General features: G+C 40.2%; 18 protein-coding genes. 13 read left to right on the forward strand and 5 right to left on the reverse strand.

Annotation, left to right across the window (positions count from 1 at the left end):
* Positions 1-4 precede the first annotated feature (4 nt).
* From DUT71_RS00910 to DUT71_RS00975, 13 genes are all read left to right on the forward strand, one after another.
* A complete protein-coding gene (locus DUT71_RS00910; protein WP_050378373.1) occupies positions 5-637 on the forward strand; it encodes a DUF4141 domain-containing protein in 633 nt (210 codons plus the stop codon).
* Between the two features lie 2 nt (positions 638-639).
* Positions 640-1635, forward strand: coding sequence for a conjugative transposon protein TraJ (gene traJ, locus DUT71_RS00915; protein WP_050378374.1), 996 nt, complete (start codon positions 640-642; stop codon positions 1633-1635).
* A 20-nt stretch (positions 1636-1655) separates the two neighbouring features.
* On the forward strand, positions 1656-2279 hold the full coding sequence (gene traK / locus DUT71_RS00920; protein WP_034867764.1) for a conjugative transposon protein TraK: 624 nt from the start codon (positions 1656-1658) through the stop codon (positions 2277-2279).
* A 13-nt stretch (positions 2280-2292) separates the two neighbouring features.
* Positions 2293-2721, forward strand: a complete 429-nt coding sequence (locus tag DUT71_RS00925; RefSeq protein WP_113661069.1) for a hypothetical protein — start codon at positions 2293-2295, stop codon at positions 2719-2721.
* Between the two features lie 13 nt (positions 2722-2734).
* Positions 2735-3022, forward strand: a complete 288-nt coding sequence (locus DUT71_RS00930; protein WP_113660650.1) for a nitrogen regulatory IIA protein — start codon at positions 2735-2737, stop codon at positions 3020-3022.
* Positions 3009-4358 (forward strand): conjugative transposon protein TraM, encoded by a 1350-nt coding sequence (gene traM / locus DUT71_RS00935; RefSeq protein WP_113660651.1) that lies wholly within the window; start codon positions 3009-3011, stop codon positions 4356-4358. Before DUT71_RS00930 ends, traM begins: the two co-directional genes overlap by 14 nt.
* A 24-nt stretch (positions 4359-4382) precedes the next feature.
* On the forward strand, positions 4383-5276 hold the full coding sequence (gene traN, locus DUT71_RS00940) for a conjugative transposon protein TraN (RefSeq protein ID WP_113660652.1): 894 nt from the start codon (positions 4383-4385) through the stop codon (positions 5274-5276).
* A gap of 21 nt (positions 5277-5297) precedes the next feature.
* Positions 5298-5858 carry a conjugal transfer protein TraO gene (locus tag DUT71_RS00945; RefSeq protein WP_113660653.1) on the forward strand — a complete coding sequence of 187 codons (561 nt, stop codon included), beginning with the start codon at positions 5298-5300 and terminating at the stop codon, positions 5856-5858.
* Positions 5859-5870: 12 nt separating this feature from the next.
* Positions 5871-6320 carry a DUF3872 domain-containing protein gene (locus tag DUT71_RS00950; protein WP_113660654.1) on the forward strand — a complete coding sequence of 150 codons (450 nt, stop codon included), beginning with the start codon at positions 5871-5873 and terminating at the stop codon, positions 6318-6320.
* Between the two features lie 451 nt (positions 6321-6771).
* Positions 6772-8280: a hypothetical protein gene (locus DUT71_RS00960; RefSeq protein ID WP_113660656.1), complete on the forward strand. Its 1509-nt coding sequence runs from the start codon at positions 6772-6774 to the stop codon at positions 8278-8280.
* A gap of 196 nt (positions 8281-8476) precedes the next feature.
* A complete protein-coding gene (locus DUT71_RS00965; RefSeq protein ID WP_113660657.1) occupies positions 8477-8788 on the forward strand; it encodes a helix-turn-helix domain-containing protein in 312 nt (103 codons plus the stop codon).
* Positions 8769-9068 carry a helix-turn-helix domain-containing protein gene (locus DUT71_RS00970; protein WP_113660658.1) on the forward strand — a complete coding sequence of 100 codons (300 nt, stop codon included), beginning with the start codon at positions 8769-8771 and terminating at the stop codon, positions 9066-9068. The genes DUT71_RS00965 and DUT71_RS00970 overlap by 20 nt, the downstream gene beginning before the upstream one ends.
* Before the next feature lie 268 nt (positions 9069-9336).
* A complete protein-coding gene (locus tag DUT71_RS00975; RefSeq protein WP_113660659.1) occupies positions 9337-9786 on the forward strand; it encodes a response regulator in 450 nt (149 codons plus the stop codon).
* Between the two features lie 283 nt (positions 9787-10069).
* On the opposite strand, the gene DUT71_RS00985 is transcribed toward DUT71_RS00975, so the two are convergent.
* The 5 genes from DUT71_RS00985 to DUT71_RS01005 are packed head-to-tail and all read right to left on the reverse strand — an operon-like array spanning position 10070 to position 13621.
* Positions 10070-10876, reverse strand: coding sequence for a PRTRC system ThiF family protein (locus tag DUT71_RS00985; protein ID WP_113660661.1), 807 nt, complete (start codon positions 10874-10876; stop codon positions 10070-10072).
* A complete protein-coding gene (locus DUT71_RS00990; protein ID WP_113660662.1) occupies positions 10876-11595 on the reverse strand; it encodes a PRTRC system protein B in 720 nt (239 codons plus the stop codon). The genes DUT71_RS00985 and DUT71_RS00990 overlap by 1 nt, the downstream gene beginning before the upstream one ends.
* Positions 11592-12758, reverse strand: coding sequence for a hypothetical protein (locus DUT71_RS00995; protein WP_113660663.1), 1167 nt, complete (start codon positions 12756-12758; stop codon positions 11592-11594). Before DUT71_RS00995 ends, DUT71_RS00990 begins: the two co-directional genes overlap by 4 nt.
* Before the next feature lie 17 nt (positions 12759-12775).
* On the reverse strand, positions 12776-12994 hold the full coding sequence (locus tag DUT71_RS01000) for a PRTRC system protein C (protein WP_055133022.1): 219 nt from the start codon (positions 12992-12994) through the stop codon (positions 12776-12778).
* Between the two features lie 18 nt (positions 12995-13012).
* Entirely contained in the window at positions 13013-13621 is a 609-nt protein-coding gene (locus tag DUT71_RS01005) for a PRTRC system protein E (RefSeq protein ID WP_113660664.1), read from the reverse strand.
* Positions 13622-13625: the final 4 nt, after the last annotated feature.

Below are 13625 nucleotides of genomic sequence, written 5' to 3' on the forward strand. Positions count from 1 at the left end.
AACAATGAAAAAAGTATTGTATCTGGTGTGTACGGCACTAATGCTCGCCGTAGCACCGTCAGCGAAAGCCCAATTTGTAGTAACTGACCCTGCAAATCTGGCTTCAGGGATTATCAACAGTGCGAACGAAATCATACAGACTTCTTCCACCGTGAGCAATGTGGTTAAGAACTTCAACGAAGTGAAGAAAGTGTACGACCAGGGTAAAGAATATTACGACAAGCTGAAAGCTATCAACAACCTTGTGAAAGATGCCCGAAAAGTGCAACAAACCGTGCTGTTAGTAGGCGATGTGTCCGAAATATACGTGCAGAATTTTGGCAAGATGATGAACGACCCAAATTTTACACCACAGGAATTGGTCGCTATCGGCAATGGTTATTCGGCACTGCTCAATGAAAGTACCGAACTGCTAAAAGAATTGAAGCAGATTATAACCTCTTCAAGCCTTTCGCTAAACGACAAAGAGCGTATGGACATCATCGACCGTGTGTACAAAGAAGTAAAAGATTATCATAGCCTTGTACGCTACTACACCAATAAAAACATTTCTGTAAGCTACCTGAGAGCGAAAAAGAAAAACGATGCCAAAAGAGTGCTTGAACTCTACGGAACTGCTAACCAAAAATACTGGTAAAAATGGAATGGGATAATCTTCACGAACTCCTGCGTTCGCTTTATGACGATATGATGCCGCTTGCAGGCGATATGGCAGCGGTGGCTAAGGGATTGGCGGGATTGGGAGCGTTGTTCTATGTGGCATTAAAGGTTTGGCAGGCTTTAAGCCGTGCCGAACCTATTGATGTCTTCCCTTTGCTGCGCCCGTTCGCTTTGGGGCTTTGTATTATGTTCTTCCCAACTATTGTTTTGGGAACCATCAATGCGGTACTAAGTCCTGTGGTTACAGGAACACACGCTATACTTGAAGACCAGGTGCTTGACCTGAACAAGCTGCAACAGCAGAAAGACCAGTTGGAATATGAAGCAATGGTACGAAATCCCGAAACCGCCTATATGGTATCAGACGAAGAGTTTGATAAAAAGCTGGATGAATTAGGATGGTCGCCATCAGACGTTGGTACAATGGCGGGAATGTATATGGACAGGCAAGCCTACAAGATAGAGAAAGCCATAAAGGATTGGTTTCGCAATTTACTGGAAATACTCTTTCAGGCGGCGGCTTTGGTTATTGACACTATACGGACGTTTTTCCTCATAGTCCTTTCCATACTCGGACCAATAGCTTTTGCTATTTCCGTGTGGGACGGATTTCAGTCCACGCTCACACAGTGGATCACGAGGTATGTCAGCGTATATCTCTGGCTTCCTGTTTCAGATTTGTTCAGCTCGATGCTGGCAAGAATACAATCCCTCATACTGGAAAGGGATATAGCAATGCTTGCCGACCCGACCTATATACCTGATACAAGCAATACGGTGTATATCATTTTTATGATTATCGGCATCATCGGGTACTTTACAATTCCGACAGTAACAGGTTGGGTAATCCAAGCCGGAGGCGCAGGAAACTTTACCCGCAACGTAAACCAAGCTGCAATGAAAACAGGAAACATCGCAGGTGCAGGTGCAGGTTCCACAGTTGGAAACATCGGCGGTAAACTGATGAATAAATAAACAATTAATCATTCTAAAAAATGGAATTTAAAACGCTAAGAAATATCGAAAACAGCTTTAGGCAAATAAGATTATATGCCATTGTGTTTGCGGTTCTCTGCATTGGCGTGGTAGGATATGCCGTATGGCAGTCCTACCGCTTTGCAGAAGAACAACGCCAAAAAATCTATGTATTGGATAACGGCAAATCTTTAATGCTTGCCTTATCACAAGATGCAAGTATCAACCGACCTGTGGAAGCAAGGGAACACGTCAGGCGTTTTCACGAACTCTTTTTTACGCTTGCTCCCGACAAGAACGCTATCGAAAGCAATATGAGCAGGGCGTTCAACCTTGCCGATAAATCAGCTTTTGATTATTACAAAGACCTGTCGGAAAAGGGTTATTACAGCAGGATTATTTCGGGGAATGTACAGCAACGCATAGAGGTCGATAGTGTCGTGTGCAACTTCGACACCTATCCTTATGCGGTACGTACCTACGCCAAACAGTTCATTATCCGTTCGAGCAACGTGACCAGGCGTAACCTGATTACTTCCTGCTATCTCGTAAACTCTGTTCGTTCCGACAACAATCCGCAAGGCTTCAACATTGAAAAGTTTGCGGTGGTTGAAAACAGGGATATAGAAGTTATTGAACGCTAAAAAAAACAATCTTATGGAAGCATTATCAGATTTAAACACGTTCGCAAAAATCCTTACAGACAAAGGATACAATGGTTATTTCCATACGCAGGGTGCGTATGCCGGAAAGCTGAAAGACAGCATCAGCGATTACCTCGAAAGCTGCCAAAAAGGTGCAGACACTTTACCTAAACAGGATTTGTTGCTGACAGGCTACCTGCAATGGTCGGGCGAAGACAAGCCAAGTGTGCAATGTAGTATGTGGGTAAAACACCTGAACGGCAAATTTTCTCTCAACAGAATGGAGGTGGCAAGAAAAGACCAATTTGGGCAATTGCTCAAAAAATCAGAACTGGCAAACCTGTCTGTAATATCCGCACCCAAAGCGGCGGAAGCGGTGGCATTGGTCAACGATGCACCGAAACAAAAGGCAGGGAAAAGTCCTAAGCGTTTCAAGCTCTAAAACAGAAAACGGTATGAAAAAATTAAGAGCAAATATGGATAGGTATTTTGATAAGCTCGACGAACGTTGGCAGGCATTGCCAGTGCGCAAACAGCACCAATATACCCTGTACTTTTTTGTGGGTTATCTCTTGCTGACCGCAGGGGTTATCGGCAAAGTAATGTACGATACGGGTAAGCCCAATGATGCTATCAACATCAGGCATATCGAGAACCCTATTCTTAAAAAGAATGAAAGTCCTGCAAGATTACGGGACACAGTATCAACAATTTTAAAAAATAGGATTTATGAAAGAAAATGAGAACAAAAAATCGGTTGTTCGGGTAACCGGGGGAAGCCCGAAAGAAACCGTTGATGTGCTTCAAAACGGTACACAGAATAATAAGGAAAAGCTCAAAAAGCCTTTAATCTTCGGCTTAATGACGATTGTCTTCGTGGGTTGTATGTACCTCATATTTAAACCGTCCGAAGATAAAAAGGCAATCGAAAATGTGGGGCTAAACGATGCCGTACCACAGGCTACCGGAGCAGGAATGCCTGCCGACAAAGGCAAAGCGTATGAGCAGGAAATGCTCGAACGCAAAGAGCAGGAAAAACGCAATGCGCTTGCAACGCTTTCCGATTACTGGAATACGGAAGATAAGGAAGAACCGACCGATGAGCAGTTTCCTGAAGATGAGGACAGCAACGGCTTTGGCGGAGGTGGCAGAAATGTTGGAAGCAACGGCAATCCTGGGTTGAACAGCTACCGAAATATGCAAAGCACATTGGGTTCATTCTATCAGGATAATAATTCGGAAACAATGGAACTCCGCAGGCAACTGGACGAAATGAAAGAGAAGCTCGCTGAAAAAGATGTGCCACCTGTTGCCACCGTAGATGACCAACTTAAACTAATGGAGAAGTCCTATGAAATGGCGGCAAAATATCTTCCGCAGAATGCTAATACCGGAACTGCCGCCCCTGCTAATGGTGCTGTTCCGGGTGCTGTTGGTGCAGCGGGTGCTAATCAAAAGGAGCATTTTGTATCGTTTACGCCTGCAAGAAAGAACACCGTATCAGCCCTGTATCGGGAGCCTACGGACAGTGCTTTTTTAGCCGATTGGAGCGAAACAAAGAACCGTGGCTTTTATACCGCCGGTTCTGTGGAGCAGGTGGTACAACCTAAAAACAGTATTAAAGCCTGCGTACACGATGCTCAAACGGTTATTGGCGAAACGGGTGTGCGTTTACGATTATTAGAGCCTGCCCAAACGCCACAACGTACTATTCCAAAAGGAACGGTTGTAACTGCTAATGCCAAATTTCAGAATGGCAGGCTACAATTAAAGATTACCTCGATAGAACTGGAGGGCAGTATCATCCCGGTAGATATAACCATTTACGATTTAGACGGGCAGCAAGGCTTGTACGTTCCGTATTCTCCCGAAATGAATGCCCTTACCGAAATGGCAGGCAATATGAGCCAGACAGGTGGAACGAGCGTAATGCTCACACAGAATGCCGGACAACAGGTTGTCGCAGATTTAAGCAAAGGAATGGTACAGGGAATTTCGGGCTATTTCGCTAAAAAGGTAAGAACCCCAAAGGTTACGCTGAAAGCGGGACATCAGGTCTTTCTTGTATCTAAAAAATAATGTTGAACTCAAATAAATAAAACAATGAAAAATCATTTAAAAACCTTTTGGGCTTTTGCCCTGATACTCGGCTTTGCCGTACAATCTTATGCACAGGACAGCATCAGAACTCCGCTTGCGTTGGGCAAGATAGAACCGTATAAAATGGAAGTTACCTACGATAAGACTTCACACCTGATTTTTCCAACCGCTATCCGTTATGTGGATTTGGGAAGCGAATACCTGATTGCTGGTAAAGCTGAAGATGCGGAAAACGTGTTGCGTGTAAAAGCAACGGTAAGGGATTTTGAAGCGGAAACCAATTTTTCCGTTATCACGAATGACGGACGTTTTTACAGTTTCAATGTGTATTACAGTTCCTATCCCGAAGCATTGAGCTATGACCTGCTGACAATGCAAAAGGCGGTGGATAAAGCCAACGGTAACGATGTGCTTTTTGAGGAATTGGGCAACAATTCGCCATCGCTGGCAGGCTTGTTATTGGAAACCATTTACAAAAAGGACAAACGCATTGTAAAGCATATCAGGGCTAAGAGTTTCGGCATTCAGTTTATTCTCAAAGGCATTTACATCCACAACGGCAAATACTATTTCCATACGGAATTGAGAAACCGTACCAATGTGCCGTTTCAGATTGATTTTGTGAATTTCAAAGTGGTGGATAAAAAGGTAGCCAAACGTACCGTAGTGCAGGAACGCCCGATGATACCGCTTAGGACTTACAAACCATTGGATGAGATTGGCGGAAAAACGACCGAGCAAAACGTGTTCCTGTTAGACCAATTTACCATTGCAGATGACAAGGTACTGCTGATTGAAATTTTCGAGAAGAGCGGTGGCAGACATCAAACCCTGCAAATCGAAAACTCAGACTTAATCAAGGCTCGTTTAATTAACGATATGCACCTGAAATTTTAATAACCCTTTTAAAGTAATTATATGAAAAAGTATATCTATACCGTGATGCTCATCTTGATAGCCATCACGGTTACACAGGCACAAAGAATGTTGCCTAAACAGAAAGGATTGGAAATAAATGCAGGAGTGCTGTCCGATGATAAGATTGGCAATGATTATTATATCAATGTAGCAATGACCGTAAACGGCAAAAACGGTAACTACCAGCTTTGGGCGTTGGAATACACACATCAGTACCACGATTATAAAGCCCTGCGCATACCGCAGGAAACTTATACTGCCGAAGGCGGTTACAGCTTCTTCCTGCTGGGCGATGCCCGTAAGAACATTACGCTGAACTTCGGAATAACAGGCGTAGTCGGTTACGAAACCATCAACCGGGGCGAAACGATGTTGTATGACGGTGCAAAAATTTTGAGCGAGGATAATTTTATCTACGGAACTGGTGGACGGCTCACTTTTGAAACGTACCTGTCCGACCGTTTTGTACTTGTCCTGCAAGGACGTACAAAAGTGTTTTGGGGTACAGATTTACAACAGTTCCGACCGTCGGCAGGTTTGGGACTAAGGTTTAATTTTTAAAACGTAAAGACAATGATAACAATATTCAATAAATTCAGAATGGGATTAAGCTCGATATATGTAATGCTGGCAATCCTCACAGCTTCGGTTTCTTTGGTATCTTGTAGCAAAGACGATGAACTCGAAATACAGAACGATTTTCCCTTTGAGGTAAACGTGATGCCAGTTCCCAAAGATGTTGCCAACGGACAGACAGTAGAAATACGCATTACCATACAGCGTAAAGGGAATTACAGCAACACGCAGTATTTTCTCCGCTACTTTCAGTTTGACGGACAGGGAACGTTGAAATACTACGATGAACCACCATACCTGCCGAACGATTTATACCCATTATCGACAGACCAGTTTCGATTGTACTATACGTCAACATCTGCCGTATCACAATCCTTTGAGGTTTGGATTTCGGATAGCTCCGGGAACGAAAAGCAATTGAGCTTTCAGTTTAATAGTAGCGATTAAAAGTAGTATGTCATTTCATAAAAACGGCTTATCTGATTGGTAAGCCGTTTTCTATTTACAGCGTATGCTTAGGAGCATTTTACTGGCTCATCAATATTTCTTAAATTTATACTTGTGAAATTAAAAATGTGAGGATATGGTTGCATCATTGGTTATAGGGATAATATTTTTGGTTGCAGGCTTGGGACTTCGTTACTGGATTAACCGAAGAAAGTTTTACAGGCGCAGCCCTATGGGAGCAGAGGGTTTTTCATCTTATGAAAGTTCGGTTTTCATTAAATTGATTGAAAAGGTTGGCAAATGGGTAGCTTATGCGCTGATTATATTCGGGCTATTGTCATTGTGGGTCTATTCACGTGAAAAAAAGGAAAAATCATCCCCGAACACAGAAATACAAAATCCACGATAGTGATGGTTGATTTTCTGTAAACAAATAAAACGACAATAATAAATGAACACAATTTTCCTGACACCATATACATTAATTGAGAACACGGACTATCCAACTGATACCAAAATTGTTATTAGAGCATCGGACTTTGAAAATGTGTTATTTCAAGATGGAAGAATAACATTTAGCTTCATTAACTGTCGTTTTAAAAAATTAGAAATTGAGAACAGTGATACAATTGAGTTTAAAGATATAAGCATTCAGTTTATTAGCTGTTATATAGAAGAAATTACGGTTGAAAATATCATAACAACAAATCTTTCAATCTTCTTTGGAAGTTCAATACTACAAGGACGGATTAAAAACAGCAACTTATTAAGTGTAACAGTTAATAATTGCTTTTTGAACAATTCATTATTTCTACTTGACTTAAAGAAAGCTGTAGTTTCATTTACCGAAGAAAATATATATCCCGTCAGGTGGAAGAGGCTACTTAAATCAGTCAATGCTACACTTGAAAATTTACTTTTGGAAAAACAGTCATTTTACATTTATGACTGCAAAGAAATAGTATTCAATTTCAATGAAAATTCAACCGATAAGATTGGACTTTACAAAAGACCACATTCTAATAACATCGAAAATAAAATTGGCTACTTTCTGAGCGAAGCAGAAAAGAAAAATTTCAAGGTCAGTTTAAATATTCAATATTCTGCGGATAAAGAACATAAATTGACAAAAGTCATTAATGCTAAACTATTAGCATTATCTATAAGTGGATATTCAACCGGAGAGGTATTAGTTGAAAATTGCAAAATAGATAGTTGGTATATCAGAAATTTTTCCGCACAGTTAGGCAGTAATTTTTATGATATAAAACCATTCAGAAAAGAAACGGAAGAAACCAAATTAGAGATACATAAATCCAATCTTGATAAAGTTTGGTTTGACAACGTATCATTTGATGGATATTCAACTATATCTCTATACAGAAATAAATTTGGGCAAACTACATTAACTGCCTGTGATTTTCCAACCACATACAAGGGATTTGACAAAATACAGACTATTGAAAACATTCATTATCCAGATAAAAAGGATAATAATTATTTCAAGACACGCTATGAAATTTTTGTTCAATTTAAAAAACAACTTGAAGCATCAGGAAACTTCTACGAAGCTCAAAAATTTCAAGCTATATCTAACGAAGCCCTTAAAAACATTGAGAATTTGCCATATTGGGATAGACTAATCTTAAAAGTTAACAGCCTATCAAACAACCACGGATTATCAATAAAAGAACCGTTTATTGCAACAATAGCGATTTCAATTGTCTTTTACGTTTTGTATTTATGGAGCTTGGGAAGAATTTTTAATTGCAGTGATGTTGATTGGAATTTAGTTGGTTATTACTTCTCATTTTTGGACATAACACATAGGTCAGACTTTTTGGTTAATAAAACTGAACTCAATGGTTTTTCTCTGACTATTGACTATTTTAATAAAATCCTTGTTGGATTTTTAATCTACCAATTCATTGCCGCTTTCAGAAAGTACGGAAAAAAGTAAAGTCTAAGTTTACAGCAAATTTTAGGAACATAATAATTGTAATGACGGTATTGAAAAAATCGGATAGCTCGAAAGGTTATCCTTTTTTATTGTGTAAACCGCCAAACACTGCCTCTCAAAGCCAAACCCTGCAATATTTCCCACCCCTGTAATAAGCCTTTATAAATTCGACTTCCACAGAAAAATTGAGCAGATTATGGAAGTTATCGCAATACAAAAATCCGCATTTGACGGAATGAAGAATGAGCTAAGGGAACTTTTGGAAATGACCGAAAAAGTCACGAGAAAATACACGCCGATTTTCAAAGCGGAAAAATGGCTCGATAACCAGGAAGTTTGCCTGATGATGAACATTACCAAGCGGACTTTGCAGACCTACAAGGACAAAGGCTTACTTCCTTATTCCAAACTGAACCGGAAGAATTATTACAAACGCTCGGACGTACAGGCTTTACTCGAAGCCGGACAGCCGTACAATACTCTTGAAAATGGATTTATTCACGAATGATAATGACGAAATCATTGCCCATAAGGAAATGATAACGCAGCTAAGAACCCGTATCGAAAGTATATTGAAAAACTACCGTCCTGTAATGAATGGAGAAATATACCTGTCGGGCGAAGATTTGTGCAAACTGTTACATATCAGCAAACGGACTTTACAGCAATACCGTGATGATAATATCCTACCATATATACAGATTGGAGGTAAGATTATCTATAAGGAAACGGATATTCTGACAATACTGGAGCAGAATTATATATCCAATAACAAACATTGGCTGTAATAAATTTTGTGTGAGTATGGTTCTATCGAAATGGGTTTAGTATATTTGCTATGTAAAATATAGAAAATACTTAAAGTGTTTTTGCTTTAGGTCTTGGTACTAAAAACTGGTAATTTTTGTAACCCCGAGGCAATAAGTAAGAACGCTCACGTTATGGCGTGGGCGCTCGCTTATTCGGGGTTAGGCGTACCAGTGCCGTAGTATCGATGAGTGTAGTTGCCTGCGTCTTTTTTTTGTGCAGGGCTTCACTAATATTAAAACTGGTATTATGAACACTGTAAACTCCCTCCAAGAAATCAGCATTGCATTTATCAACGATAAAAGCCCAATTGTAGATATTATTTACAATGACCTCCTTAATTTTGGAATTGATATATTGTTCCGTTCGGAAAACATTAAAGACGGATTATCTCAAATATCCGCATTAAAAAAACTTCCCAAAGTTTGTTTTATAGACCTTGATTTTTACGACAGGAATGTGCTTGCACAGCTTCAAGAATTGAGAACACAATATCCAACCATAAAATTGATTGCTTTCAGCGATAAGGATAGCGAAAAAGCCGTGAAACCTCTTTTGGAAATTGGTTTTGCAGGTTATCTGCTCATTGGTAGCGATGGGGACGATTTTAAAAAAGCCATTGAAACTGTTATCAATGGCGGAAGATATTTTAGTATGGGAGTAGCGGAAATTGCACAGGAATATTTCAGCAATAAGTAACCGTCCAATCCCAACAGCGTAAAAATATCTGTTCTAATAAAGCGACGTTCTTTTGCTTCTTTTCTTTGGTCGCTGTGTGAAAAGAAAAGAAGTCAATTTTACCAAAACCAATCTTTGGGATAATGAATATCCCACGCAATAATGTCGCAATCTGTTTGGTAAAATGTAAGGAAAGGGAATGTGTGGAGCGGTGCATTTTGACAAAGTGGTTGCACCTGTTTAATGCAAAAAGACTGTCCCGACCATCGGGAGGATCTGTCTTTTTGCCGCCCGATTTTTTAGGTCAGGCGACTTTTATCGGGTGGGTGCGGAAATCTTTCAGATTGTGAAAAAATCCTTTGTATTCGGTCATTCCCCTGCGGAACAAGTTCCACAATAAGGAGCAACCCATTTGTGTCAATGATGAATTGATAAACAAGTCCTGGTGTTCCAATGCTTCGGCAAGTGAGCAACTTGGCGTGTTGTCCTTTTGCTCGGATTGCTTCAGCAATTCGCCAAATTCATCGGTAACAAATGGCAGGCTTGCCACCGTTTGGTATTTCTCGGAATTGGGTTGCTTTATCTCTCCGATAGTAGATAGTAGCACTTGTCCTGTATCTTGGCTGTTGCCAAAATCCAACCAATATTTTGGTTCATCGTGGTAGTGTCTGCGGTAACTTATTTCTTTAAGAATTTCAGCAACACCAAACCTTGCCTGTACATTATCCACACAAGTAATGGTAATGATTGCCCTTGCTTTTTCGGGCATTCTCCCAAACTTGTCCTTTTCAAATTTTACCGTTTCGGCTTTCCAATTTGTTCCTGCCCAACGGTTGCAACGATTGATTAAAGCAACGGATTTGTATAATCCTGTTTCACTTTCTGCAAAACGCTGTCTGCCTAAATTGGCACTCGTGATAACATCATCATCCCAAAGGCGAACTTGCAACCCTGCGTGTCCTAAGGCTATCAAACTTTCGTTTATTTCCATTAAAGCGGTCAATACTTTTGAGCCTGTGCCACCTGCTCCGATAAGGTTTACCGAAATCGGGTTTGTCGGATTGAGCAGATAATTGTCCGTAAAATGGATTGCTGTTTTTGCTGTATTCATCACAATAGATTTTTAAGGGTTTTGTTATTTTTTTTTAATACTTCTTTCGGAAAGGGTTTATCGGTGCTGATAAGGTCTTTCCAAAGGTTTACAATGTTTTTTTTCGTCAAGTTTTCGCATAATGAATGGCTGAAATAGGAATTGAAAAAATAATGTTCCCACGCTTGTATAAATTCCTCAACCGAAGCCGAATTTTTAATGTCAATACTAACAGTACCCATACATACATTGCCCTTTTCGTAGATATTGAAAAAAGGTGCGTAATGCAATGGCGTCTTCTCTGTGGGTCTTCTGTTGTTTGCCAAAGCAAATACAGTAAGACTGCTTTTGCTCGCTAACCAAAGCATTGGCGGTACTTGTGCCATTCCGTTGGGTATGCCCAAACTATCAACAAAATACAGTTGCCTTTGCTGTGCTTTGGTGTACCATAGCACCGTACCTTTTTCGCTCGGACTGATATGCAGAATATTGGTCGGCAAAATGCCATTTGGCTTTAAAAAAGCTGTGTTCTTTTCTTCATCGGTCTGTAAAGCCTTTGCCAATACGTTGGCTTCCTTTACTGTCAATGGGTGGGCATTGGTAGGCGTTCCGTTGCTATCCATATCGAAATGCTCCACGTACATTGCTGTGTCTGTTCCTTTGGTTTCATAGAAAACCAAAGCGGATTTTGGATAGTACAATGTGCCAAAATCTTGGGTTAAGTCGTTTACGGTGTTCATTTTTCTGTTGTTTTATAGTTATACAATAAGTAAGAAAGGTAGTCCAACAATTCAAACAGGCGATTTTCAAAATCAAGGTTGCCTTGTGTTATTTTACTGCTGTCAAATACTTTGCAAATAGTCGGTTCTTCCATTTTTCCGTATTCGTTGAACTCATTGTTGATGCTATCGGAAAGACTTTCATATAGCCATCCTTTGGTATCTGCGATAAATGAAATGTACTTTTCCATTCCGATTGTTTCGTTTTCATAATCATCATTATAGGGGTCTTGTTCGGACAATGGTGCATTTCTGAAAATGGTTGCGTTCGGATATTCCGTATAAAGGGCAAAGGCATTACAAGCAACTTGCCAACATTCCCTGTCGAATGTATCAAGGCTTTTAAATCGGCTCAAACGCTGTTCAAATACCTTTAAATTGATACGGTTAAATAACTTCTGTTCTATATTGTCGCCAATATATTCGGCATTTTTCAACTCACTTTTATACGTTTCGGTTTCGTCCGTTTCATCGTCCTGTTCTACCCAATCTTTATGCGTTTCATATAGCCAATACAAATAGCTGTCTTCCTGTCTGTAATACGGCACATCGGCAATATGGTACAGATAACTGCATACCGATACAAGTAGCTGTGCGGTCTTTTTACGCTTCGGGTCTTTGAGCATTTTAAAAAGCGGTGCAATAGGAATATAATACAAGGTTGTACCTACATTATACCTTTCCTCGCTCACAAAAAAGGTTTTCTTACTATCCTGTACCAATTTGAAACTATCCCAATTTATGTTGGTACGTTTTACTTTGGTTTCCATATCCCACATAGACAATGTTATATTGTATGGAAAATCAAAATCTTTGGTCTGCATTGGCTCAATGCTGTAATGTTCAGCAAGTCGGGAAAGGGACTTGTAAAAATCCCTCTCCGTTTTCTGACAAGCCTGTACGGATTGTGCTATTTTCAGTTTAGGCAGAAACGTACACTTTAGAATACCATTGGTAGCATTGCTATTGGTACGGATTTCTGCTTGTCTTTCTGCACTTGGTTTGCGTCCTTTGGTCTTTGTAGCCAATTTGCGAACTCGCCCAACTGTCGGTGTAACTGCTGTTGTCGTTTCTGTTCGGGTATGCTGATTGTTCCCGATATGATATTGCGTTGCATAATTCATCGTTTTATAATTTTTGTTTAACCTTTCGTACCCATTACGCTTTCAAATTTGTACTCTACCGCATCATCTTTGATTTGCGGTGCGGATGCTTTTGCTGTTGTCAAAATCGGGTACATATTGGCGTAAAAATTCATTACGGCTTCCACGCTCCAACGTGGTTCTGGGTCGGTCAGTCTGATGTCCTGTCCTTTATCATTGAGGATAAATACTCGCTCTAATTGGGTTGCTAATAACATAATGGTCGTTTTTAAGTGTTAATACTGTTCTTCTTCGTCCGCTTCATCAATAGGATAATCGGCAGTAACTTCTTCCTCTTTTTGCGGTTCGGGTTTTGCTTCTTCCATTGCCCCGAAAAGGCTTGGTGTGGCAAACTTGTCGGACAATGATGTTTTACGCTTGCGTATCTCGTCCGCTTTTTCGGGGAACTCCGTTATATCGGGTACTTTCATCCACGCATCACGGAACTTGCCCTCTTTCTCCAACTCGTCAGCCTTTGCCATAGCATCTTTAAACTTCTTGTCTTTGGCTTCTTTTTCCTTTTTCTCCTTTTCGGCTTTTTCTTTCTCGATTGCCGATTGCTTTTTAACTTCTTCCAATTGCTTTAAGAATTTCTCCATATCCACCATTAAGCCCGATACCTTTTGTATAGGTGTGGTTATCTGCTCAAAAAATCCCTCGTCAAACTCTTGGGGTGTGGCGTTAAATGTCAATGGGGGAATAAGGTTTTTGGCACTATCTCCGCATTGTTCGTTGTTGAGCAATACTGTTACGATTAAGTTGCTTTCTATTCCTTTTGAAATGTTCAGTTGTAAAACTCCTGTAAAGTCCAACTGCTGTATCTGATTGAAAAAATTTGTGTTCATTGTT

It is taken from the genome of Pedobacter nanyangensis, assembly GCF_003313505.1.
Taxonomy (GTDB): domain Bacteria; phylum Bacteroidota; class Bacteroidia; order Sphingobacteriales; family Sphingobacteriaceae; genus Pedobacter; species Pedobacter nanyangensis.